This is a genomic window from Rhizobium sp. 01L410 (assembly GCF_056400165.1).
This window is the reverse complement of record NZ_JBFTST010000003.1, coordinates 392,146-415,533: the sequence shown is the minus strand read 5'-3', so window position 1 is coordinate 415,533 and position 23,388 is coordinate 392,146. Positions and strand designations below refer to the sequence as shown.

Below are 23,388 nucleotides of genomic sequence, written 5' to 3'. Positions count from 1 at the left end.
TGTGCTTCTACTGTCTCATGATCAGATCAAGCAGCGTTGTGCGCCGCGGCTGGCCCTGATGCACCGGCTGCGCCTGGCCGATATCGCCGGGCGGAACCGCGCCGTCATAGCCGTCGTCAGGCCCGACATCGCCGGGAGGAAGAGGACCCTGCTGCACGGGCGCCGGCGGATATTGCTCGGACGAGCCACCACCGAACACACCGGAAATGATGCCGCCGATCGTCGAAGGCTGCTCCTGCATCGGCTGCGGTTCGCCCTGCGCCATCGGCTGGTTGGCGATCGCGTTCGGGTCGGCAACGAACTGGCCGCTGCCGAACAGCGGTGCCGGCGAAAGTCCCTTATGCGCCGCGATCATGAATTCCTGCCAGGCCTTGGCCGGGAGCCCACCGCCCGTTACCTTCTTCATCGGCGTGCCGTCGTCATTGCCGAACCAGACGCCCGTCGTCAGGTTGCTGGTAAAGCCGACGAACAGCGCATCGCGCGAATTCTGCGTCGTTCCCGTCTTGCCGGCCGCCTGCCAGCCGGGAATTTTCGCGCTGCGGCCGGTGCCGAACTCGATTGTGCCCATCATCATCGCGTTCATGTTGGCGGCGATGGCCTCGGAAAGCACACGCGGCGGATTGTCGTAGGTGTTTTCGTAGAGCACCTTGCCTTCGGCCGTCGTCACCCGGCGGATCACATGCGGCGTCGCCTTGTAACCGCCGTTCATGAAGGCGGCATAGGATGCGGTCAGTTCTTCCAGTGTCACTTCGGATGTTCCGAGCGCTATCGACGCATTGGACTGAAGTTCGGTTTCGACGCCCAGCCGGTGTGCCAGCTTGATCACCTGGTCGGGGCCGTCATACATCACGAGCTGGGCTGCAACGGTGTTTAGCGACTTCGCGAGCGCCGTCGCCAGAGTCACTTCGCCGTTATACTTTTTCTCGTAGTTCTCGGGCGTCCAGTTGCCGATGCGGATCGGCGCGTCGTTGAAGACGGAAGCTGGTGTCAGGCCCTTCTCGAGCGCCGCCGCATAAACGAATGGCTTGAAGGAAGAGCCGGGCTGGCGCTTGGCCTTGACCGCGCGGTTGAATTGGCTTTCGGCATAATCCTTGCCGCCGACCAGAGCCCGGATCGCGCCGGTGCCGTCGATCGAAACGAGGGCCGCCTGCGAGGCATCGAGCTTGACGCCCTGCTTCGACAGGATATCGTTCAACGCCTCGTCTGCCTTCTTCTCCAGCCCCTTGTCGATCGTCGTATCGACGATCACGTCTTCCTTGACCGCGCCGCCGATCAGTCCGGGCAGCTCATCCATAACCATGTCGGCGACATACTGCCCAGCGCCCGACCTGTAGCTCTTTGCCTTGGCGGGGGTCTGCGACATCGCCGTCTTGACTTCGTCGTCGGTAATATAGCCCTGGTCGCGCATCGCCTGCAGCACCACCTGGGCGCGGGCATTGGCGGCTTCCGGATCGCGTGCCGGCGACAGCCGTGTCGGCGCCTTCACCAGGCCGGCGAGCAGCGCCGCTTCGCCGAGATTGACGTCACGGGCCGACTTGTTGAAGTAGCGGCGTGCGGCAGCCTCCACGCCATAGGCGTTCGAGCCGAAATAGACGCGGTTCAGATACATCGCAAGGATCTGGTCCTTGGTGTATTTCTGCTCCAGCCAGAAGGAGAGCAGCACTTCCTGCACCTTGCGTTCCAGCGTCCGGTCTGGCGACAGGAAGAGGTTCTTGGCAAGCTGCTGCGTCAATGTCGAGCCGCCCTGGATCGGCTGTCCCGTCAGGTTGTTGACGAAGGCGCGGGCAAGGCCCATCGGATCGACGCCGAAATGCGAATAGAAACGCCGGTCCTCGATCGCCACGATCGCCTGCGGAATGTAAGGCGACATCTGCTCCAGCGGCAGCGCCTCACCGCCGGTGGCACCGCGATTGGCAATCACGCTGCCGTCCACCGAAGTGATCTTGACGTTCGGCGGTCTGTCCGGGATCGACCATGTGCTGGCGCTCGGCATGCGTGAGCCGTAATAGAAGACCAGTCCGGCCACGCCGATACTGACCCAGATGCCGAGCACGATGCACCAGTAGATCAGCCGGCGCAGCATGGCGAAAAGCCCGCCGCCCTCACGCTCAGGCGGCTCGCGCCTTTCGCGGCGCTTGCGTTCAGGCGTGCGGCTGCGCGATGGTTTGGGGGATGGAGCGGAGCTGCGTTTTGCGCCGCGGCGGCCGTCGATACGGTCTTCGTCATCGAGCGCAAAATCGTCTTCGTCGTCCTCACGGCGGTCGCGGCCGCTGAAGGACGGTTCAATTCTGTCGCGTGATCTGCTTTTGCCTGCCATTCCGGACCGGTCGTACCCTTTGCCGCCCGCATTTCATTCGTCACGCGGAGCTACCCGATTGAATTGTAAATACGGCGATTTAAGGGGGCGTTAACATTATTGGATGAAGCCATTTGACGCGGTTCGAGCTCTCGCTTTTGCGCATAGCTGCCATTCGTTGCGAATGTCATGAAACTGACATATATGCCGCCATGTTGCGCCCAAGAAAAAAAGCAATAAGCGTAATGCATAGGCATTTGTCATGAGCATCGATCTCAATAGAATTGAAGAAACCCGTCTGCGGGAAATCTGGAGCGTCCACGATTTCGCCCGGCAGTACCGTCTCACCAAGATGGAAGAGAGCCGGCTGAAGATGCTTCACGGCCCTTTTGCAGCGATGCAGGATCTCGTCGCGGCGCATAAGAGTGTCGTCATCTGGTAATTGGGAACCTTTAGGCGTCCCGGCTGTTTCTTCTGCAGCGGGACAGCCCCTCACGTTCCGCTTAAGGTCGGCCGTCCCCCCTCAATACGTGCCGATCGAAATCAGGCCCGGTGTCTCCTTCGGAGCGCCGGGCTTTTTTCGTTCGGCCTCTTCGGCAAACAGAAAGGGCGGCATCGCTGCCGCCCTTGGGGATCAATTGTTACAATTCGGATCGTCGGGCTGGCAGGCGCCGCGCGGCGGTCTGCGGCGGTCGTTGTCATTGTTATTGACGTCGCCGTGCTGCATGATGCCCCTTAGATTGTCGCGCAGACGCTGGCGGGCGGCATCATTGTTGTTTTCGCGGGCGTCCGGTTGACGGTCGGATTGCGGGCGGCGGTTCCGATCGCCGTCATCCCGTCTGCGGTCGGGGCCGCGGTTGAAATCCGGGCGCGGGTCCCCGCCGCGATCAAAATCCGGGCGGCGATCGAAATCTGGCCTCCGATCAAAATCAGGGCGCCAGTCAAAGTCCGGACGGCGATCGAAATCGGGACGCCTGTCGAAATCCGGGCGGCGGTCAAAGTCGCGGGGCGGCGGCGGACGGTAGAATTCCGGGCCGCGGCGCCAGCGGTCACGGTCGCGGTAGAAATCGCGGTTGCGATAGTAGCGGTCCCAATAGTTGCCGACGCTGAAGACCACGGTCGGAATGCCGAGCGGTCGGTAATATTCCGGCCCCACATAGACGCGGCGGCTCTGATAGAGCGCCTGGACATAGCGGCCAGCGACCCAGCCGCGTCCGCCGTAGAACTCGACGTCGCACCACGGCACATCGGCAAGGCAGCCATGGATTTCAACGGATTCGCCAGCCGGGATGACGGCGACTGCCGGATAGCCGGTGCTCGGCCCGGCCCGCATGTTGACGTTGGCAGTCGCATAGCCTTCGGCGGCTTGTGCGATCGCCGGGGCAAGTAGAAGCAGGCTCATTGCCGCGATCCTGAGAAGCGTGTTTCGCACGTTTCAACTCCCTATTGGGCGCGGCAAAGCCGACGCCTATATGTTCTGCAGCCGGCTTCGGGCCGGCATCAGACAAAGCTAGAGCGCTTGCCGGCTTTTATGAGGCGGCGTGCATTCACGTTGTCTTTCAAAGGCTTGTAATGTGTTTCCGATGAATGCAGCTTGAACGGCGGGGCAAAATCGCGGCGTCTTGAAAAGCGGCGTGCGAATGCCGATATGGGGTCCAAGAGATCGCGGCCTGGACGCTGCGAAGGCACGAGATGCCTGAAGCGTTCTGATCCGAGGGCGAAACGGCTTAATGGTTTGTTAACCTTTCCGGATCAGTCTGGCTGCAATATCTGCTTCCTCCTTGACCACGGATGTACTGGCACCGAAGCGAAGCAGATGACGAAAGGCCGGTTCTTGCCGGCCTTTTTGTCTGTCTGGATGGCGCGCGCTCTTTCGAGCTGCGCGCCTTTTCTGTCTTAAGCCAGTGCTTCCAGGATGCGCACCCAGGAGCGGATGCCCTTGTGGTAGGAGGCAAGCTCGTACTTTTCGTTCGGCGAGTGGATTCGGTCATCGGCAAGGCCGAAGCCGACCAGCAGCGATTCCATCCCGAGCATCTTCTGGAAATCACCGACGATCGGGATCGACCCGCCCATGCCGATGACGACAGCCGGCTTCGGCCACTCGTCGGACAGCGCGTTCTTTGCCTTGGTGATGACAGGCGAATCATAGGACAGATGGATTGCCGGAGAGGCGCCATGGGCGTGAAACTCGACCGAGCAGTCGGCCGGGATCTTCGAGCGGATATAGGCGCGGAATGTCTCGCGAATGGCGGCCGGATCCTGCTTGCCGACAAGCCGGAAGGAGATCTTGGCAGAAGCCTTGGCGGCGATGACGGTCTTGAAGCCTTCGCCGGTGTAGCCGCCCCAGATGCCGTTGACCTCAGCCGTCGGCCGCGCCCAGGTGAGCTCCAGAACCGAACGGCCTTTTTCACCCGATGGTACGGAAAGGCCGACCTGGCCGAGGAAGCTCTCGGATGTCTGTCCGAGCTTGTCCCATGACGACTTGATATTCTCGGGTGTTTCCTCGACGCCCTCGTAGAAATTCTCGAGCGTGATGCGGCCGGTCTGGTCATGCAGACCGGCCAGCGCTTCCGTCAGGATATGGATCGGGTTGGCGGCAGCACCTCCGAACAGGCCGGAATGCAGGTCGCGGTCGGCGGCAGTGATGACGACTTCTTCGCCGACGAGGCCGCGCAGCGCCGCCGCGATCGCCGGTGTCTCGTGGTCCCACATGCTGGTGTCGCAGACCAGCGCGTAGTCCGCCTTCAGTTCCGCGGCATTGGCCTCCAGGAACGGCTTCAGCGACGGCGAACCGGATTCTTCTTCGCCTTCGAACAGGATGGTGACGCGGCAGGGCAGCGCACCGTTGATTTCCTTGTAGGCGCGGCAGGCCTCGACGAAGGTCATCAGCTGACCCTTGTCGTCGGCGGTACCGCGGCCGGTCAGGATCTTGCGGCCGTTGCCGGCATCCTTGATCGCCGGTTCGAAGGGATCGTTTTCCCAGAGCTCGATCGGATCGACCGGCTGCACGTCATAGTGACCGTAGAACAGCACATGCGGAGCGTCCGGCGTGGCGCCGGGATGATGAGCGACCACCATCGGATGGCCGGGCGTGTCGCGCACCGAGGCCTCGAAGCCGAGCATCTTGAGATAGGCGACGAGCCATTCCGCCGCCTTGCGGCAATCGGCCTTGAAAGCCGGATCCGTCGAGATCGATTTGATGCGCAGCAGTTCAAACAGCTTGTCGAGGCTTGAATTGAGATTCTGGTCGGCGCGCGAAAGCACCGGTGTGACGTCAGTCATTTCCGACTCCTCTTGAAATTCCGGCCGGACGATAGACCAAAGGCCAGCGGGTTTCGAGGAGAAAAACCTATGTCGTTCAGCGGCCGCTTCTCGCAGGTCCGGCGAGTGTCCCGCTTTGGTGATGTGTAATAAATGGAGAGAAAGAAATCACTAATGCAATTTACGGTTATTTAGCAAACACTAAATAGCTTGGCTGAAAACGCGGTGAGGTGACCAATGTTTTCAGTGATTGCTTGCGTCAGGGACTATCACGATTGGCGCCTTGTCGGGGCGGCCGCCATTGTCTGCCTCGTCGGCAGCCTGGCCACCATGCTGCTGCTCTCGCGCGCTCAGGAGTGCGACGCAGGGCAGCGGCGTTTGTGGATCGCCGCCTCGGCTTTTGCCTGCGGCATCGGTATATGGGCAACGCATTTCATTGCCATGCTTGCCTATGATGGAGGCCTGCCGATCAGCTACGGGCTTGGTCTCACCGGTCTCTCGGTCGTGCTGGCGATCGCCGGATCCTGGGGCGCGATCCTCGTCGCTTCGGAAGGGACAAGCGGCTACTCCTTCGCCTCAGGCGGTGTGCTGATGGCGCTGGCGATTGCCACCATGCATCTGACGGGCATGCAGGCGATCGAAGCGCAGGCAACGATCGAATACGATCCCTATGTCACGCTCGCCGCCGTCGTTACCGGTGCCGGCCTGGCGACACTGTCTTTCCTGACCTTTTTCAAGCTGACGGGCGCGAAGCGCATTGTCATCTCGTCACTGATTTTCGTGCTGTCGATCTGCGCACTGCACTTCACCTCGATGAGCAGCATCGTCCTTGTTCCCGATCCGGCCAAGGACGTTGCCCAAATGACGATCGCAACCGATGTCCTGGCAGCCATCATCATGGCTGTATCGACCGGGCTGATCCTCGTCGCGCTCGGTGCGGTCTTCCTCGAAAGCCACCTCACCGACCTGCGCGGCCTCGCCAACGCCTCGCTTGAAGGCCTGCTGATCCTGCGCGACGGCCGGATCATCGATGCCAATGAGCGGTTCCAGGAGATGTCCGGCTGGAAATTCGCCGAGCTTCAGGGAAATGTCCCCGATGTGGTCTTGATCTCCCATAGCGCCGACGGCGAAGGGCATCGCGAGATGCTGCTGATCGCCCGCGACGAAACCGAAATATCCGTCGAGGTGGTGGCCAAGAAGATCGTCTATCGCGGACGCGGCTGCGAGGTGCTGGTGATCCGCGACCTCACGGAACGCAAGCGGGCCGAAGAGATGATCGAGCATCTCGCCCATCATGACGTGCTGACCGACCTGCCGAACCGCTCGCTGTTCGATACCCGTATCCGCCAGGCACTGCAGATCGCCCACCGCAAACGCAGCCAGGTGGCGGTCTTCTGCCTCGACCTCGATCGGTTCAAGGCGGTCAACGATATCTTCGGCCACGCAGAGGGTGACCGCATCCTGTGCAAGGTCGCCGCGATCCTCAAGCGTTGCGCCGCCGATGGCGAAACGGTGGCACGCCTTGGCGGCGACGAGTTCGCGATCATCCAGCCCGGAAAGCAGCCGGAGGCCGCCCGCAGGCTGGCGGCCCGCATCCTCGATGAATTCGCTGCCGGAATGGACACGACGCGCGATCCGACTGCGGTCGGCGTCAGCATCGGGATCTCGCTCTTCCCCTCCGACGGAACGACTGCGGAAGATCTCTGCAACAATGCGGATACGGCGCTCTATCGCGTCAAGCATGCAGGCCGCGGCAGCGCCTGCTTCTTCGATGCGGAGATGGACGAGGCGGTGCGTGCCCGACGTCAGATCGAGAACGATCTGCGCCACGCGATCATCCGCAATCAGATCCATGTGAGCTACCAGCCGATCCTCGACACCAGGACAGGTGAAATCAACGGCTACGAGGCGCTGATGCGCTGGAACCGGCCTGGCCATGGTATGAGCGAACCCAATATCTTCATCCCGATCGCCGAGGAGAGCGGCACGATCGTCCAGCTTGGCGAATGGGTGCTGCGGCAGGCCTGTATGGAGGCGGCGCGCTGGCCGGATCCGCTATCCATAGCCGTCAATGTTTCGCCGGTGCAGTTCATGCTGCCCAATCTCTACGATCAGATAGCCGGCATTTTAACGGAAACCGGGCTTGCCCCCGCCAGGCTGGAGCTGGAGATCACGGAGGCCGCACTGGTGCGCGATCGTACGCGTGTCATGGCAACGCTGGTCAGGTTGCGCGAACTCGGCGTCAGGATCGTCATGGACGATTTCGGAACCGGCTTCTCGTCACTGAGCAACCTCAGGACTTTCCCCTTCGACAAGATCAAGGTTGATCGCAGCTTTACCGGCGCTCTTGAACATGACGCCGCGGCGCGCTCGATCGTCCGTGCGATCATCGGCCTCGGTCATAGCCTCGGAATGCCCGTTGTAACGGAAGGCGTCGAAACCGAAGTGCAGCGCCAGATCGTCATGGACGAAGGCTGCGCGCAGGTGCAGGGGCTGTTGCTTGGCAAGCCGGATATCGAACCCAGCATCAAGGCAGCGGCGCGCGAGAGCTTCCTCTCCGCCCAGACGGGAACCGAGGTGCTGAAAATTCACCGCACGGCTACGCGCCAGGCATGACACTCAGATCTTCTTGGCGTTCTCCAGAAGCCGGCGGATATATTCGAGCATCAGCTCGCGCTCGAAGGTCTTGAAGCCGTCGAACAGCGCCAGATCCGCTTCGCGGGCCGTATCGACCGCCTCGTCCCGCATCGCCTGGGCTTTGGGCGTTAGGAATATCAGCTGAGCCCGCTTGTCGGAGGGATGCGGGCGGCGCTCGATCAGCCCGTCGCGGACCATGCGCGACAGCGTATTGGCCATCGTTGCCTGCTCGATATCGACCCGCTCAAGAAGCTTTTTCTGCGTCAGGCCATCCTCGGCCCACAGTTCGAGCAGGATCGGAAACTGGCCGGGAGAAAAGCCGAGACGCCCCGCGCGCTGCTGCAGCGAGCGGGCGAAACCCTTCGCCAGCTGGCTGGCAAGGTAGGCTCCCGAATCCATGCGATTAAATCCCATGATTGTAGTTAGGCCCAAAAGCGCGGCTGAAACAATGCAACAAATCGCATGCGATGGATCAAAAGATGCCTTTTTGCTTCAGATTTATCCATTGATGCAGAAAACAAAGCCGCCATGGTCTGGAGGTTGACCATGGCAGCTCAAAAATGGGGACAAAGGCCCGGAGAGGGGAATGAGGCCTTTGTCCAAGTCTGATGCGGCGGGGGACAAGCCGGGTATCAGACCCGCGGCGCGATCAAACGCCGGTGACTTTGATTTGTGATCTGGAATGTGGTTTTTCAAGGGAACGCGAATAAGCCGCCGATTACAAATTGGTAACAGTTCGGTGAAGGGGTGAATCCCGGATGCCACAGAACTTTATATGGATTTCGCGATGCCTCCACGCTATCCATGCTGCCATGAAAAAAGGCGATCATCTCTTCCTCGTAGACGGCTCCGGCTTCATCTTTCGCGCATTCCACGCGCTGCCGCCGCTGACCCGCAAATCCGACGGTTTGCCGGTTGGCGCCGTCTCCGGTTTCTGCAACATGTTGTGGAAGCTCCTGACCGACGCGCGCGACACCTCGGTGGGGGTAACGCCGACGCATCTGGCGGTTATCTTCGACTATTCCTCGAAGACCTTCCGCAAGGATCTCTACGACGCCTACAAGGCGAACCGCTCGGCGCCGCCTGAGGAGCTGATCCCGCAATTCGGCTTGATCCGCCAGGCAACACGCGCCTTCAACCTCCCCTGCATCGAGACAGAAGGTTTCGAGGCTGACGACATCATCGCCACCTATGCCCGCCAGGCCGAAGCCACGGGCGCCGATGTGACAATCGTCTCCTCGGACAAGGACTTGATGCAGCTGGTGACGCCGAATGTCCATATGTATGACAGCATGAAGGACAAGCAGATCGGCATCCCTGACGTCATCGAGAAATGGGGCGTGCCGCCGGAGAAGATGATCGACCTGCAGGCGATGACCGGCGATTCGGTCGACAACGTCCCGGGCATTCCCGGCATCGGCCCGAAGACTGCAGCGCAGCTGCTGGCCGAATATGGCGATCTGGATACGCTTCTGGAGCGTGCTCACGAGATCAAGCAGGAAAAACGCCGCCAGACGATCATGGAGAACGCCGACAAGGCGCGTCTTTCGAGGGAGCTCGTGCGGCTGCGTCTCGACGTTCCGTTGGAGCTCAAGGTCGAGGATCTGGTGCTTGAGCCGCAGAACGGTCCGAAGCTCATCGGCTTCCTGAAGACCATGCAATTCACGACCCTGACGCGCCGCGTCGCCGAAGCCTGCGATTGCGATGCCAATGCCATCGAGCCGGCAGAAGTGGCCGTCGAATGGGGAGCCGCAGCGCACGGCCCGGATCTCGATGTGGCTGAGCCCGCCCCGGTTGCCGGCGGTATTCCGGATGTAGCCGGTGCCTCCGTTCCGGTCCCGGAAAAAGCCAGGGCCGGTGCGGTCGAGGGTGCCTTCGTTGCTGCCGATCTTGCCAAGCAGCGCGCCGAAGCCTTCGCTGCCTTGCCGTTCGACCATTCGGCTTATGTGACGGTCCGTGATGTCGCGACGCTCGATCAGTGGATCGCCGCTGCGCGCGATACCGGCCTTGTCGCCTTCGATACCGAAACGACGTCGCTTGATGCGATGCAGGCCGAGCTCGTCGGCTTTTCGCTGGCGCTTGCCGACAATTCGAAGAGTCCGGCGGGCGTATCGATCCGTGCCGCCTATGTGCCGATCGGACACAAGACCGGCGTCGGCGATCTGCTCGGTGGCGGGTTGGCTGAAAACCAGATTCCGATGCGCGATGCGCTGCCGCGGCTGAAGGCGCTGCTGGAGGACGAATCGGTTCTGAAGGTGGCTCAGAACCTCAAATACGATTACCTGCTGATGAAGCGCTACGGCGTCGAGACGAAGAACTTCGACGACACGATGCTGATTTCCTACGTCCTTGACGCCGGCACCGGGGCCCACGGCATGGATCCGCTGTCTGAGAAGTTCCTCGGCCACAAGCCGATCGCCTACAAGGACGTCGCCGGAAGCGGCAAGTCGAACGTCACCTTCGATCTCGTCGATATCACCAGGGCAACGCATTATGCCGCCGAAGACGCGGATGTCACCCTGCGCCTGTGGATGGTTCTGAAGCCGCGGCTCGCCGCCGCCAAGCTGACGACGATCTACGAGCGTCTGGAGCGTCCGCTCCTGCCCGTTCTCGCCCATATGGAAGAGCGCGGCATCACCGTCGACCGTCAGATTCTCTCGCGCCTCTCGGGCGAGCTGGCGCAGGGCGCTGCACGCCTCGAGGACGAAGTTTATACGCTGGCGGGCGAGCGCTTCAACATCGGTTCGCCGAAGCAGCTGGGCGATATCCTGTTCGGCAAGATGGGCCTCGAAGGCGGCACGAAGACCAAGACCGGCCAGTGGTCGACATCGGCAAGCGTTCTCGAAGACTTGGCCGCGGCCGGCTTCGAGCTGCCGCGCAAGATCGTCGACTGGCGCCAGCTGACCAAGCTGAAGTCCACGTATACCGACGCGCTTCCGGGATACGTGCATCCGCAGACCAAGCGGGTTCATACGTCCTATTCGCTGGCCTCCACCACGACCGGCCGCCTTTCGTCGTCGGAGCCGAACCTTCAGAATATTCCGGTCCGCTCTGCCGAAGGTCGCAAGATCCGCACGGCCTTCATCTCGACGCCGGGACACAAGCTGATCTCGGCCGACTACAGCCAGATCGAACTGCGCGTGCTGGCCCATGTCGCCGATATCCCGCAGCTGACCCAGGCCTTCGCCGACGGCGTCGATATTCATGCCATGACCGCCTCCGAGATGTTCGGCGTTCCTGTCGAGGGCATGCCGAGCGATGTCCGCCGCCGCGCCAAGGCGATCAATTTCGGCATCATCTACGGCATCTCGGCCTTCGGCCTCGCCAATCAGTTGTCGATCGAGCGTTCCGAGGCGGGCGACTACATCAAGAAGTATTTCGAGCGCTTCCCCGGCATCCGTGACTACATGGACAGCCGCAAGCAGATGGCCCGCGAGAAGGGCTATGTCGAAACCATCTTCGGCCGGCGAATCAACTATCCGGAAATCCGCTCGTCCAATCCGTCGGTGCGCGCCTTCAACGAGCGCGCTGCGATCAACGCGCCGATCCAGGGCTCGGCGGCCGATGTCATTCGCCGCGCGATGATCAAGATGGAACCGGCGCTTGCCGAGGCCGGTCTGGCCGATCGTGTGCGCATGCTGCTGCAGGTGCACGACGAACTGATCTTTGAAGTCGAGGACGCCGACGTCGAGAAGGCCATGCCGACCATCGTCTCCGTCATGGAGAACGCCACCATGCCGGCGTTGGAAATGCGCGTTCCGCTCAAGGTTGATGCGCGCGCGGCTAGCAACTGGGACGAAGCGCACTGAGCGCTTCGTCCGATATTTGCAAAGATTTTTCTTAAAGATCCAAGTCTTTGATTCCGTTTGATTTACGGCAAAATACCCGTGGCATTTTAACGCGGAAGGAAGGAACTTATTAACCTTCCTTTTCTAATCCGTTCAGGTCGGTAATTTGAGTGAGCAGCAGGTCGCATGCGTTTTCCCAGAACGAACTTGACGGATGCCGCGGAGATTTCTGCGGAAGTTGACGTGCATCAGGATGAAGACGGCACAGGCGAGCGCCCGGCGCCGCCGATCTGGCAGAGCAATTTTTCGCTGGCGCCGAATGTCCGGTTCACCCGTACGCCGGAGAACCTGCTGCGCCGCACCCCGCCTGAAATTCCGCAGCTGGATGAGCCTGTAGAGGTCGTCGTCGCCGAAGCGGCGCAGGCCGTGGAAAGCCGTACGCCGATCGTCGTCGATGTCCCCTTCGACGCGCACGCCCCGCAGCCCGCGCCAGCCGTCCGCGTCCCGCTCCCGCCCGTGACCCGCATGGCGGCACAGCCTGTCGTCAGGCCACCGTTGCTGCCCATCGTCCGCACGCCGGTCCAGCCCGCTGCACCCGTCCACGTCCCGTCTTTGCCGGAAGCGCCTGTGGCGGCAGAGCCGTATCATGCTGCCGGTGAGCTTGCCTCGATTTCGGACTTCGCCTTCTGGGAGGTCATGGCCTTCGAAGAGGGCGCTGCACCTGCCGCGCCGCAGTTCCACCCGGTTCCGATGCCGAAGGTGGAGGTATCCGCCGAATCGATCATCGCCAATTTCCGCGTCATGGAATGGCACCCGCACCGGCGCATGGAGGCGGCATCCGCCGATGCTCCAGCTGCGATCGCACCGGCGCCGATCGCGGCACCGGCGCCCGCTGCGCCAGCCCCCGTGGCCGCCCCGCCCCCGGCAAAGCCGGTTCAAGCGGCGGCACCCGTGCCGCAGCCGGCACCGGTAGAAGCCCGCACGCAGCCGATCGCACCGATCCCGGTCCGCACACCCGCCGTCGCCCCGGTGACGATGCCGGCGCCGCGTCTGACCGCTGCAAAGCCTGCTGCCGCGAAGGTCGATGCATCCGGCTACGAATTCCCGCCGAACGAGTTGCTGCAGCAGCCGCCGGAGCGGCTGGGCGAAATCATGACCCAGGAAGCGCTCGAGCAGAACGCCGGCCTCCTCGAAAGCGTACTCGAAGATTTCGGCATCAAGGGCGAGATCATCCATGTCCGTCCCGGCCCGGTCGTCACCCTCTATGAATTCGAACCGGCGCCCGGCGTGAAGTCATCGCGTGTCATCGGCCTTGCCGACGATATCGCCCGCTCGATGTCGGCTCTTTCGGCTCGCGTTGCCGTGGTGCCCGGGCGCAACGTCATCGGTATCGAACTGCCGAACCAGACCCGCGAAACGGTCTATTTCCGCGAGATGATCGAAAGCCAGGATTTCGCCAAGAGCAGCTACAAGCTGGCACTCGGCCTCGGCAAGACGATCGGCGGCGAACCGGTGATCGCCGAACTTGCGAAGATGCCGCATCTGCTTGTTGCCGGCACCACCGGTTCAGGCAAGTCCGTTGCCATCAACACGATGATTCTGTCGTTGCTCTACCGCATGTCGCCGGAGCAGTGCCGCCTGATCATGGTCGATCCGAAGATGCTGGAGCTGTCCGTCTATGACGGCATTCCGCACCTGCTGACCCCCGTCGTCACCGATCCCAAGAAGGCCGTGATGGCGCTGAAATGGGCGGTCCGCGAGATGGAAGAGCGCTATCGCAAGATGTCGCGTCTTGGTGTCCGCAATATCGACGGCTATAATGGCCGCGTGGCGCAGGCCCGCGAAAAGGACGAGACCATCCACATCATGGTCCCGGTCGGCTTCGACAAGGGCACTGGCGCGCCGATCGAGGAACAGCAGGAACTCGACCTGACGCCGATGCCTTACATCGTCGTCATCGTCGACGAGATGGCCGACCTGATGATGGTCGCCGGCAAGGATATCGAAGGCGCGATCCAGCGTCTGGCGCAGATGGCGCGTGCCGCCGGTATCCACCTGATCATGGCAACGCAGCGCCCCTCGGTCGATGTCATCACCGGTACGATCAAGGCGAACTTCCCGACCCGTATCTCCTTCCAGGTGACGTCGAAGATCGACAGCCGCACCATTCTCGGCGAGCAGGGTGCAGAGCAGCTGCTCGGCCAGGGCGACATGCTGCACATGCAGGGCGGCGGCCGCATCGCCCGCGTCCACGGTCCCTTCGTCTCCGATCTCGAGGTCGAAAAGGTCGTGGCACACCTGAAGACGCAGGGCCGTCCGGAATATCTGGATACGGTCACGGCGGGCGACGAAGAAGAAGAGGAAGCCGAAGACAGCGCCGTCTTCGACAAGAGCGCCATGGGCGCCGAGGATGGCGACGAGCTCTATCAGCAGGCGGTCAAGGTCGTACTGCGTGACAAGAAGTGCTCGACCTCCTACATCCAGCGCCGCCTCGGCATCGGCTACAACCGCGCCGCATCGCTGGTGGAACGCATGGAAAAGGAAGGCCTCGTCGGCCCGGCAAACCATGTCGGCAAGCGTGAAATCGTCTCGGCGCGGGGCGAGGGCGAGTAGGTATGCGGCTGCAGCGCCGGTTTAACGGCGCTGCAATTCAGCGAGGCGCACCGTCTCGCGGACAAACTCCGTCTTTCCGCCGGTATAATAACCCCAGTCGTCATTTGCCTCGCCCATCAGCCGCAGCTTCAGCGCGGCATAGGCGGCTGCCCTTTCGGGGTGCGCGCTGAGATAATTGCGAAACAGGATGCGGTCGCGCAGCACGTGGTTCTCCAACGTGCAGAGATAGAGCCGCGCCCCATAGGAGCCTCGGCCGCTGGTGAAGGTCCAGCTCTGATCGTCGTATTTGTCGCCGTGATAAGTGTAACCGGGCACCGCCTGCATCCGCTCCACGGCCGTGGCAACAATCTCCAGATCTGCAAAGGCCGCATGCAGATCGATCTTCGGCTTTGCCGCCAATCCGGGAACGGATGTGCTGCCGACATGGTGGAACACCGGTGCCAGCCCGGCGAACACCGGCGCGAGTTCACCGCATACCTGCGCAAAGAGATCCGGCCAGCTGTCATCGTAGGGAACAACGACGATGGCCATGGCGTCTCCTTCGATCAGGCGACTTCCGCGAGGAAGCCGTTCAGCGTATCGACGATCTTGCGTTCGGCCTCGGCCAGCGTCCCGCTATTGTCGAGATCGGTGACGTCGTAGTCGCCGCGAACCGTCAGCGAGCCGCGGGCGAGACGGGCCATGATGTCTTCATGGGTTTCGCGGCCGCGGGCCTCGAGGCGGCCCGCGAGCACTTCCGGCCGGGCCGTGACGTTGATCACCTTGAGACGCGGGAAGGCGGCCTGGAAGTGGTGCAAGGCTGAGCGTGATCCGTTGGCGATGACCAGGTGTCCCTTGCCGAGCGCCACTGAGACCTCGGCCGGAATGCCGTATTTCAGGCCATGCGCTTCCCACCAGACGGCGAAGCTGCCGGATTGCTCCATCGAGGCAAAGCCGGCATCCGATACCGAGAGATGGTCCTCGCCGCCGGCATCGCCATCACGGGTGATGACGCGGCGGACGAAATGCACGTCGGGACGGCTGCCGAAATGCTGGGCAGCGACGGCGATCAGCGTATCCTTGCCGGCGCCGCTCGGCCCGACAACGACGACCATGATGCCGCGTTCGCTGCCGGGAACGGCGTGGGGTTCGTGCGACGGGATCATGCGACACGGCGTCCTTCGCGCCAGACGGAACGGGTGACCGGCACGCCTTCGTCACGGAAGACGCGCACCAGATCGGCGCGCAGCCCGGTGGCGATCCGGCCGCGATCGTCGAGGCTGACGGTGCGGGCCGGCGTCGAGGTGACCATAGCAATTGCCTTCGGCAGCGAAATGGACTCGACCTCATCGGCGATGATGAAGGGCGCATAGAGCATGCTGAGCGGCACGTAGTCGGAGGAAAGCACATCCAGCACGCCGCGCTCGGCGAGATCGCGGGCGGCGATATTGCCGGAATGCGACTTGCCACGCACGATGTTCGGCGCACCCATCAGCACGCTCATGCCGTGCTCGTGCGATGCCTTGGCGGCGTCGAAGCTCGTCGGGAACTCGGCAAGGCGCACGCCGTTCTCGATCGCCTCGTCCACATGATCGAGCGTTGCGTCGTCGTGACTGGCAATCGTGATGCCGCGTTCCTTGCAGATCTTGGAAATGGCGATGCGGTGGGGAGTAGAGTTGCGGGCGGATTCGGCAAGCCGCTTCTCGATAAACTTGGCAAATACCTCGTCGGAGAGGCCGCGCTTCTTCTGATAGTAGAAGATGTACTGGTCCATGGTCTGGAACTGCCGCTGGCCGGGAGCGTGGTCCATCAGCGAGACGAGCCGGACATAGGGGTCGTTCTCGAAGTCGGCGAAATGCTCCATGACGTTGTCGGCTGAAACCTCACAGCGCAGATGCAGCAGATGCTCGGCCCGCAGGCGGCCTTCCTGCTCGGCCTTCTGGATGGCGTCGGCCATGTCGCGCATCTCGCCGCGATCGAAGCCGCCATCCTCGTCCGCGCCCATGCGCAAGCAGTCGAAGACGGTGGTGATGCCGGAGGTGACGATCTGCGCATCGTGCGCCTGGATCGCTGCCGTCTTGTGCCAGCGCAGGCCGGGGCGTGGCGAGTAATGGCCTTCCAGATGGTCGGTATGCAGTTCGACGAGACCGGGAAGCAGGTAGTCGCCCTCGAAATCCTCGCCATGGGCCGAGTTGCCCTCGGAAATGTCGGCGATCTTCCCATCGCGGATCAGCAGCGAGCCGTGAAGGATGTCATCCTCGAGAATGATGCGGGCGTTGGAAAGCACGGTCTCTTTTGTCATTGCATCGTCTTTCAGCGTTTGGTGCCGGTAAGCGGCAAAAGGCTATGAACCTTGAAATCGGCGCCGCGTGTCTCCTCGGTGAAGACGGCGATGCCGGAAATGGGAAGCGGGCGGCCGGTGAAAGCGCCAAAACGCCGCTCCAGGATCGATTTCATCAGCGCCGAGCGCTCGTCGGGAACCTGGCCGGTCAATGTCATGTGGAAGCCGAAATCGTCCATGACATAGGGATAGCCCCAGCGCATCAGATTGGCTCTCTGGCTTTCCGTCAGCTTCTCCGGCTTGCGCCTGGCAATATCGGCCTCGGACAGGGCGGCACGCAGCGGCTCGAAGGACCTTACCACGCTTGCGGCAAAATCCTGAAGCGGCGGATGCAGCGAACCGGGTACGAGTGCGAAGAACCGGCCAAGCTGGCCGAGCACCAGTTCGGGAATTTCGAAGGCCGGAGTGCGGGCCGCGAAGTCCTCGACCACGGCCATCAGGTCGCTCTCGGTCACCGAGGAGGCAAGCGCGAATGGCGCCTTGATCGTCGCGTGGAAGCCGTAGCGGCGTGGATCTGCGGTCAGTGTCAGCTGCTCTTCGGCAGGAAGCCCCGCCTCTTCGGGAGCCGGGTAAGTTTCGCCGGAAAACGCATCGCGGCCGAGCCATTCGGCAGCCGCCCGCGTCAGGAAATCATCCTGCGGCGGCGTGAAATAGAGAGCGTATCGCAAAGGTCTTGTCCCGGGAAAACGTCAGAAACAGGGGTCGCAATGTCAGTGATTTGACCGCGGACTGCAAGCTCGTTCCCGGCTAAAAGATTTCCGTGACAGAATGATGATGACGCCGTGGCGCCATCATCTTTTTAATGTGTCTTGCTGCCCATCAGCCGGTGGCGAAGCGCGTTAGAGGCCATGTCGAACAGGAAGACGACGATCAGGATCAGGATGACCATATAAGCGACGTTCTCCCAGTTGGAGTTCGTGCGCATCGCTTCCCAGAGCTTCAGGCCGATGCCGCCGGCACCGACGGCGCCGATGATCGTCGCGCCGCGAACATTCGATTCCCACTGGTAGAGCGTCTGGCTGACGATGACGGGGACGATCTGCGGGATGATGCCGTAGCGATGAACGAGCATGGTCGAGGCACCCGTCGACTTGATGCCTTCGCGCGGCTTGTTGTCGATATTCTCGAGGCCTTCCGAATAGAGCTTTCCGAGCGTTCCCGTCTCCGTCAGGAAGATGGCGCCGGAACCGGCAAGCGGCCCGGGGCCGAAAGCACGGGTCAGGAACAGCGCCCAGATCAGCATGTCGACCGAGCGCAGGAAATCGAAGAAGCGCTTCAGCACTTGGTTCAGCAGCCGGTTCGGCGTGATGTTGCGCGCCGCCAGGAAAGCCAGCGGGAACGCCACCAGCGAGCCGAGCAGCGTGCCGAGGAAGGCCATGACGATGGTCTGGAAAAGCTTGGTCCAGACATCGCCGTGCTGCCAGGCAGAATTGTTCCAGATATTGTCGAAGGCAAGCGAGATGTTCGAGTGGCTGGGGTCGAGGCGGGGGCCCGAAACGATCAGGCTCAGAACTTCGCCGGCCGGCTTGTCAAAGAAAGGAGAATGCGTGTCGAAGACGAAATTCGCCCAGCCGAGGAAGCGCTTTCGCACCTTCACGCGGTCGGAGGCGATGCTGACGTCACCGGCAAAGCCGAGATCGGCAAGCACGTTGTCGTCATAGACGGTCATCCACGAGGGAACTTCGCCGACGACCTTCGGGGCGCCTGAAGAGAGATCGACGGGAACGCTGATGCCATGGGCGTTGACTGTCGTCATCGCCTTGGTGACCACGACCGTGCGGTTGGTGCCGCTGACGAAAACCGTGACGCTGCCGGGCTCGTTCTTCACCCAATCCGGATGCGGGTCGTCGCCGAGCGGCGAGAAGCGCGGGTAGCGCGTCTCGATCGAGCCGTCCTCTTGAATGCGGAATTCGGGCTGTACGTCATAGCTCACCCACTGGCTGAGATAGATGCCGACGCGCTCCCAATGGGCTTCGGCGAGTAGCTTCGGCAGGTCGAAGAACCAGACGGCGTAGAGACCATAGAGCAGCGTCGCGATCACGATCAGCAGGGCGCCGAACCGCTGGCGGAACGAGCGGTGGAAATATTCGGGATAGCGCGCCTCGATCTCGTGCATCCGGTTTGCGTCAATCACCGTCATGGCGGGCCTCAATGTTGCAGAAGGAAAGCGTGCTCGCCGACCAGACGGCGGCGCAGCCATGCGGAGAACTGATCAACGGCAACGATCGTCACGAAGAGCAACAGCACGAGAGCCACCGTCTTGGCGCCGAAGCCGCGCGAGATGGAAAGCTTCAGCTCCTCGCCGATGCCACCGCCGCCGACTGCGCCGATGATGGTCGAGGCGCGCACGTTGATCTCGAGGCGCAGCAGCGCGTAGGAGGCGAAGTTCGGCATGACTTGCGGCATGGCGGCGAAACGGACGCGCTCGAACCAGTTGGCGCCGACCGCCTTCATGCCTTCATCCGGCTTCATGTCGATATTCTCGACGACTTCGTAGAACAGCTTGCCGAGCGCGCCGATCGTATGCAGCGACACGGCGATGATCGCCGCCACCGGACCGATCGAGAGAATCGCGGAAAACAGGCCGGCGATGACGATCTCGGGAAAGGCGCGCAGGAATTCCATCACCCGCTTCGAAAACACCCGCAGCGGCCAGTTCCTGGTCAGATTGCGGGCGGCAAAGAAGCTCAGCGGCACCGCGAAGATGAAACCGATGATCGTCGAAACGAGCGCGACGTTGATCGTGATGATCATCAGCTCGAAATATTCAGGAATGTAATAGTCGCCGAAAACATAGACCCGGCCCTTGGCGAAGTTGAACTCCTCGCCGCCCTTGTCGTTCGGGCTCGCCAGATCGAACAGCGCGCGCCAGACGTCGTGCCAGTCCTTCGGGATCAGCCAGCTCAGGAAATCGAAGAGATGCGGAAGGCGGTCGAAGAAGTGACCCGCATTGCTTTCGTCGGCGAAGCGGACCGAGCTGACGAAGGCGATCAGAAGCAGGATCAGGCCGATGCCGGTATAGAGGCGGCGTCGCGCCACCATGCGGCCCCAGGCATCGCCAATCTCTCGGCTGCTCTGCTGGATTTCATGCGCGTGGATCCGGGAATCGGCAAGGGTCATGGCGTGTCCGCTTCTTCGCAGGAAAAAGGGCGGCCAATGACGGCCGCCCCCAATGAATGCCAGTCGATCAGCCGCCGATGGCAGCCTTACGAACGTCTACAACGGCGTTGTAGAATTCGTGCGTGACAGGAGCGTAGCCCTTGTAGTCGCCGCCTTCGATGGCGGTGAAGCACTTGTGGTCCTTCTCCGGCAGAGCCGTGAAGAAGGCAGCCAGCTTCTTCTGCCACTCTTCGCCGAGCTCGTTGCGAACGACGAGCGGGCCGTTCGGGATCAGCGGCGAGCGCCAGACTTCGACCAGCTTGTTCGGGTCGACGGCGCCCTTATCGACTTCCTTGCGGAAGGTGCCCGAGGTGTAGCCGTCCTTGAAATCGCCGAGGCCCGAGGAGTCGTCGACAGCAACGTCGACCTTGCCGTCATAGGCAGCAAGAAGGTTATTCTCGTGGCCGCCGTTGAACTGCGTGGAGGCGAAGAACTGGTCGTTCGGCATGCCCGTGTCCTTCGGGATCTGCGTCAGCGGAACGAGGTAGCCCGAGGTGGAGTCCGGATCGGCGTAGCCGAGCTTCTTGCCCTTGGCGTCGGCGATTGTCTTGATGCCGGAGGACTTCAGTGCGAGACCGATCGAGTAGTAGCCGGTCGAGCCGTCCTTCTGCTGCGTCGTCAGGATCGGGGTGACGGCCTTTGCGTCCTTCAGGTAGACAGCTGCATAGCCGGAAGCGCCGAGTTCTGCAAAGTCGAGCGTGCCGCCGAGGAGACCCTGGATAACGCCGTCATAGTCGGCGGCCGGGAACAGCGAAACCTTCTCGAAGCCGAACTCGGTCTTCAGGTGGTCGGCGAGGCAGGCGTAGTTACGCAGGCGGTCGGTTTCGTTTTCGCCACCGAGAATGCCGACGCGGAATTCCTTGAGGTCTGCAGCATGCGAAACGCCGGAAAGCGCGAAAAGCGCCGTCGCGGCAAAGAGTGCTTTCTTCAACATGGTACTCTCCTGATTGACCGGTGTCCCCGGTGGTCTCTCTTGATACGAAGAACTGTGCCCTTGACGCGGGCTCTCGATCGCAGCCGTCTCGCTCAGAGACCGGCCAGCGCCAGCGGTTGCAGGCCGGCGGATTGATGGGCGGCAGCTGCCGCCGGAATGTTGATCGATGTCGACGTCATAGTTTCGTCGATGCCGGCGCCGTCCTTGTCGGTGCCGTAGATTTCCTTGACAGCAGACGCATCGAGGTCACCGGGCTTGCCGTCGAAGACCACGCGGCCGCCGGCCATGCCGACGATCCGTTCGCAATAGCTGCGGGCGGTGTCGAGCGTGTGCAGGTTGGTGATGACGGTGATGCCTTCACGCTCATTGATGTCGCGCAGCGCGTCCATAACGATCTTGGCGTTCAGCGGGTCGAGCGAGGCGATCGGCTCATCGGCGAGAACCATCTTCGGCTTCTGCATCAGCGCGCGGGCAATCGCCACGCGCTGCTGCTGGCCACCCGACAGCGTGCCCGCAAGCTGCAGCGCCGTCTGCTCGATACCAAGGCGCTCCAGAGCGGCGATCGCATGAATGCGCTCTTCGCGGCTGAAGATGCTGAGCAGCGAGAGCATCGTCGGACGATGGTTCAGGCGGCCGAGCATCACGTTGGTCAGCACATCGAGACGCGGCACGAGGTTGAACTGCTGGAAGATCATCGCGCAGTCGCGCTGCCAGTTGCGAAGCGCCTCGCCACGAAGCGACGAGACTTCCACGCCGCCGAAACGGATGGAGCCGGAGGTCGGCTCTTGCAGGCGGTTGATCATCCGAAGAAGAGTGGATTTGCCGGCGCCCGAACGGCCAATGATGCCGACCATCTGTCCTTGCGGAATATCGAGCGTTACAGAATCCACTGCCAGCTTTTTGCCAAAACGGCGGGTGACATTCTTCAGCTCGAACATCATGCTCTTCCTTGCAATCCGGGACCTTCGTCTCGCAGTGCATTAGTCCCGCTTGATGAACCTCCAATGTCAGTTTTGTGTAATGACTGTCACAAACGGCCCAGGCGATGGCGCTTCACGCGCCATGCCGGCTAAGGAAATCTTCCGCCGAAAGCGCGCGGAAATCGTCGAGCGCCGAGCGCAGCTTCGAATGCTCCCAATCCCACCAGGCAAGCTTGTCCATGCGCTCGCCGACACCCTTGCCAAACCGCTCGCGGATGAGCTTTGCCGGCACGCCGCCGACGATCGTATAGGGGGCCACATCCTTGGAGACGACGGCGCCCGCGCCGATCACGGCGCCGTTGCCGACCGTCACGCCGGGAAGGATCGTCGCGCCATGGCCGATCCACACGTCATGGCCGATCGTGACGCGGTTGGACCGGCGCCACTCGAAGAAGTCGGTCTCCATATCCGCATCCGGCCAGTAGTCGGTGGCGCGATAGGTGAAGTGGTGCAGCGTCGCGCGCCATGTCGGATGGTTGGTGGCGTTGATGCGCACCGCGGCGGCGATATTGACGAACTTGCCGATCGTCGCGCACCAGATCGAGCCGTCCTGCATGATGTAGGAATAGTCGCCGAACTCCACTTCGCTGATCCGGCACCGTTCCGAGACTTCGGTATAGCGGCCAAGCGTGGTGTCGCTGACCGATGCCGTCTCGTGGATATAGGGCTTTTCGCCGATCTGCCGGGTCATGCCGCAATGGCCTTTCTGGGAGAGAATTTCTGGACGTCGAGAATGCGGTCGGCGGCGGCTTCGCGCACTTCCTCGTCGTGGAAGATGCCAAGCAGCGCCACGCCCGCCTTCTTCTTGTCGGCGATCATGCCGACGACGACTGCGCGGTTGGTGGCATCGAGAGAAGCCGTCGGCTCGTCGAGCAGCAGGATGGTATGGTCGGTGATGAAGCCGCGGGCGATATTGACGCGCTGCTGCTCACCGCCCGAGAAAGTCGCGGGCGGCAACTGCCAGAGTGCCTCAGGCAGGTTGAGCTTGGTCAGCAGGACGGCAGCCCGCTCGCGTGCCTCGCTCGCCGCTACGCCGCGGGCAAGCAGCGGCTCGGCAACGACGTCGAGGGCTGCAACGCGTGGCACGGTGCGCAGAAACTGGCTGACATAGCCGAGCGACTGCTTGCGCACCTCGATGATCGTGCGCGGATCGGCCGAGGCGAGATCGACGACCTTGCCCTGGTGATTGACGAGTATCTGGCCGCTATCGACGGCATAGTTGCCGTAGATCATCTTCAGGAGGGAGCTCTTGCCGATGCCCGAGGGGCCGCCGAGCACGACGCATTCGCCTGCGGCAACCGAGAAGGAGACATCCGAGACGACCGGCAGCTTGATGCCATCGCGCAGATGCATGGTGAAGCTCTTTGCGACTTCCGAAACGACTAGTGGCGTTGCCATGG

General features: G+C 62.1%; 18 protein-coding genes. 4 read left to right on the top strand and 14 right to left on the bottom strand.

Features of this window, described 5'->3' with window-relative positions; translation table 11 throughout:
- Positions 1-7: 7 nt before the first annotated feature.
- Complete coding sequence (locus tag AC1DV9_RS09305; protein WP_477947391.1) at positions 8-2,317, bottom strand: transglycosylase domain-containing protein; 2,310 nt, start codon at positions 2,315-2,317, stop codon at positions 8-10.
- Positions 2,318-2,558: 241 nt separating this feature from the next.
- Between AC1DV9_RS09305 and AC1DV9_RS09300 the strand changes: the two genes are divergently transcribed.
- Positions 2,559-2,738 carry a hypothetical protein gene (locus AC1DV9_RS09300; RefSeq protein WP_112385039.1) on the top strand — a complete coding sequence of 60 codons (180 nt, stop codon included), beginning with the start codon at positions 2,559-2,561 and terminating at the stop codon, positions 2,736-2,738.
- A 192-nt stretch (positions 2,739-2,930) separates the two neighbouring features.
- On the opposite strand, the gene AC1DV9_RS09295 is transcribed toward AC1DV9_RS09300, so the two are convergent.
- Positions 2,931-3,728, bottom strand: coding sequence for an SH3 domain-containing protein (locus AC1DV9_RS09295; protein WP_477947389.1), 798 nt, complete (start codon positions 3,726-3,728; stop codon positions 2,931-2,933).
- 464 nt (positions 3,729-4,192) lie between these two features.
- Entirely contained in the window at positions 4,193-5,578 is a 1,386-nt protein-coding gene (locus AC1DV9_RS09290; RefSeq protein ID WP_477947387.1) for a dipeptidase, read from the bottom strand.
- A 216-nt stretch (positions 5,579-5,794) separates the two neighbouring features.
- Here AC1DV9_RS09290 and AC1DV9_RS09285 point away from each other — a divergent pair, with 216 nt between their 5' ends.
- Positions 5,795-8,173, top strand: coding sequence for a bifunctional diguanylate cyclase/phosphodiesterase (locus AC1DV9_RS09285; protein WP_477947385.1), 2,379 nt, complete (start codon positions 5,795-5,797; stop codon positions 8,171-8,173).
- A gap of 3 nt (positions 8,174-8,176) precedes the next feature.
- Here the strand turns inward: AC1DV9_RS09285 and AC1DV9_RS09280 are convergent, their stop codons facing one another.
- Positions 8,177-8,593, bottom strand: a complete 417-nt coding sequence (locus tag AC1DV9_RS09280; RefSeq protein ID WP_112385043.1) for a MarR family winged helix-turn-helix transcriptional regulator — start codon at positions 8,591-8,593, stop codon at positions 8,177-8,179.
- A gap of 413 nt (positions 8,594-9,006) precedes the next feature.
- On the opposite strand from AC1DV9_RS09280, the gene polA reads away from it, so the two are divergent.
- Both polA and AC1DV9_RS09270 read left to right on the top strand, forming a co-directional pair.
- Entirely contained in the window at positions 9,007-12,003 is a 2,997-nt protein-coding gene (gene polA, locus AC1DV9_RS09275) for a DNA polymerase I (RefSeq protein ID WP_477947384.1), read from the top strand.
- Between the two features lie 165 nt (positions 12,004-12,168).
- On the top strand, positions 12,169-14,595 hold the full coding sequence (locus AC1DV9_RS09270) for a DNA translocase FtsK (RefSeq protein WP_477947383.1): 2,427 nt from the start codon (positions 12,169-12,171) through the stop codon (positions 14,593-14,595).
- A 21-nt stretch (positions 14,596-14,616) separates the two neighbouring features.
- On the opposite strand, the gene AC1DV9_RS09265 is transcribed toward AC1DV9_RS09270, so the two are convergent.
- From AC1DV9_RS09265 to phnL, 10 genes are all read right to left on the bottom strand, one after another.
- The gene (locus tag AC1DV9_RS09265; RefSeq protein WP_477947382.1) at positions 14,617-15,126 is read right to left on the bottom strand and encodes a GrpB family protein; all 510 of its coding nucleotides are present in this window, start codon (positions 15,124-15,126) and stop codon (positions 14,617-14,619) included.
- Positions 15,127-15,140: 14 nt separating this feature from the next.
- Positions 15,141-15,740, bottom strand: a complete 600-nt coding sequence (phnN, locus tag AC1DV9_RS09260; RefSeq protein ID WP_112539935.1) for a phosphonate metabolism protein/1,5-bisphosphokinase (PRPP-forming) PhnN — start codon at positions 15,738-15,740, stop codon at positions 15,141-15,143.
- Positions 15,737-16,876, bottom strand: a complete 1,140-nt coding sequence (locus tag AC1DV9_RS09255; protein WP_112385048.1) for an alpha-D-ribose 1-methylphosphonate 5-triphosphate diphosphatase — start codon at positions 16,874-16,876, stop codon at positions 15,737-15,739. Before AC1DV9_RS09255 ends, phnN begins: the two co-directional genes overlap by 4 nt.
- Positions 16,877-16,887: 11 nt before the next feature.
- Complete coding sequence (locus AC1DV9_RS09250) at positions 16,888-17,583, bottom strand: DUF1045 domain-containing protein (RefSeq protein ID WP_477947381.1); 696 nt, start codon at positions 17,581-17,583, stop codon at positions 16,888-16,890.
- Positions 17,584-17,714: 131 nt separating this feature from the next.
- Positions 17,715-19,055 carry a phosphonate ABC transporter, permease protein PhnE gene (phnE, locus tag AC1DV9_RS09245; protein WP_477947379.1) on the bottom strand — a complete coding sequence of 447 codons (1,341 nt, stop codon included), beginning with the start codon at positions 19,053-19,055 and terminating at the stop codon, positions 17,715-17,717.
- An 8-nt stretch (positions 19,056-19,063) separates the two neighbouring features.
- Positions 19,064-20,035, bottom strand: a complete 972-nt coding sequence (phnE, locus tag AC1DV9_RS09240; RefSeq protein WP_477947377.1) for a phosphonate ABC transporter, permease protein PhnE — start codon at positions 20,033-20,035, stop codon at positions 19,064-19,066.
- A 67-nt stretch (positions 20,036-20,102) separates the two neighbouring features.
- Positions 20,103-21,008 carry a phosphonate ABC transporter substrate-binding protein gene (gene phnD / locus AC1DV9_RS09235; protein ID WP_112385052.1) on the bottom strand — a complete coding sequence of 302 codons (906 nt, stop codon included), beginning with the start codon at positions 21,006-21,008 and terminating at the stop codon, positions 20,103-20,105.
- Positions 21,009-21,100: 92 nt separating this feature from the next.
- On the bottom strand, positions 21,101-21,946 hold the full coding sequence (gene phnC / locus AC1DV9_RS09230) for a phosphonate ABC transporter ATP-binding protein (protein WP_477947528.1): 846 nt from the start codon (positions 21,944-21,946) through the stop codon (positions 21,101-21,103).
- Between the two features lie 115 nt (positions 21,947-22,061).
- Positions 22,062-22,679, bottom strand: coding sequence for a DapH/DapD/GlmU-related protein (locus AC1DV9_RS09225; protein WP_477947376.1), 618 nt, complete (start codon positions 22,677-22,679; stop codon positions 22,062-22,064).
- Positions 22,676-23,386 carry a phosphonate C-P lyase system protein PhnL gene (gene phnL / locus AC1DV9_RS09220; RefSeq protein WP_477947375.1) on the bottom strand — a complete coding sequence of 237 codons (711 nt, stop codon included), beginning with the start codon at positions 23,384-23,386 and terminating at the stop codon, positions 22,676-22,678. Before phnL ends, AC1DV9_RS09225 begins: the two co-directional genes overlap by 4 nt.
- Between the last annotated feature and the right edge of the window lie 2 nt (positions 23,387-23,388).

What these genes read in the sequence shown, in the direction of transcription:
- AC1DV9_RS09305 (WP_477947391.1), bottom strand. Translation starts at nt 2,317, where the DNA reads ATGGCAGGCAAAAGCAGATCACGCGACAGAATTGAACCGTCCTTCAGC.
- AC1DV9_RS09300 (WP_112385039.1), top strand. Translation starts at nt 2,559, where the DNA reads ATGAGCATCGATCTCAATAGAATTGAAGAAACCCGTCTGCGGGAAATC.
- AC1DV9_RS09290 (WP_477947387.1), bottom strand. Translation starts at nt 5,578, where the DNA reads ATGACTGACGTCACACCGGTGCTTTCGCGCGCCGACCAGAATCTCAAT.
- AC1DV9_RS09285 (WP_477947385.1), top strand. Translation starts at nt 5,795, where the DNA reads ATGTTTTCAGTGATTGCTTGCGTCAGGGACTATCACGATTGGCGCCTT.
- AC1DV9_RS09280 (WP_112385043.1), bottom strand. Translation starts at nt 8,593, where the DNA reads ATGGATTCGGGAGCCTACCTTGCCAGCCAGCTGGCGAAGGGTTTCGCC.
- polA (WP_477947384.1), top strand. Translation starts at nt 9,007, where the DNA reads ATGAAAAAAGGCGATCATCTCTTCCTCGTAGACGGCTCCGGCTTCATC.
- AC1DV9_RS09270 (WP_477947383.1), top strand. Translation starts at nt 12,169, where the DNA reads ATGCGTTTTCCCAGAACGAACTTGACGGATGCCGCGGAGATTTCTGCG.
- AC1DV9_RS09265 (WP_477947382.1), bottom strand. Translation starts at nt 15,126, where the DNA reads ATGGCCATCGTCGTTGTTCCCTACGATGACAGCTGGCCGGATCTCTTT.
- phnN (WP_112539935.1), bottom strand. Translation starts at nt 15,740, where the DNA reads ATGATCCCGTCGCACGAACCCCACGCCGTTCCCGGCAGCGAACGCGGC.
- AC1DV9_RS09255 (WP_112385048.1), bottom strand. Translation starts at nt 16,876, where the DNA reads ATGACAAAAGAGACCGTGCTTTCCAACGCCCGCATCATTCTCGAGGAT.
- phnE (WP_477947379.1), bottom strand. Translation starts at nt 19,055, where the DNA reads ATGACGGTGATTGACGCAAACCGGATGCACGAGATCGAGGCGCGCTAT.
- phnE (WP_477947377.1), bottom strand. Translation starts at nt 20,035, where the DNA reads ATGACCCTTGCCGATTCCCGGATCCACGCGCATGAAATCCAGCAGAGC.
- phnD (WP_112385052.1), bottom strand. Translation starts at nt 21,008, where the DNA reads ATGTTGAAGAAAGCACTCTTTGCCGCGACGGCGCTTTTCGCGCTTTCC.
- phnC (WP_477947528.1), bottom strand. Translation starts at nt 21,946, where the DNA reads ATGTTCGAGCTGAAGAATGTCACCCGCCGTTTTGGCAAAAAGCTGGCA.
- AC1DV9_RS09225 (WP_477947376.1), bottom strand. Translation starts at nt 22,679, where the DNA reads ATGACCCGGCAGATCGGCGAAAAGCCCTATATCCACGAGACGGCATCG.
- phnL (WP_477947375.1), bottom strand. Translation starts at nt 23,386, where the DNA reads ATGGCAACGCCACTAGTCGTTTCGGAAGTCGCAAAGAGCTTCACCATG.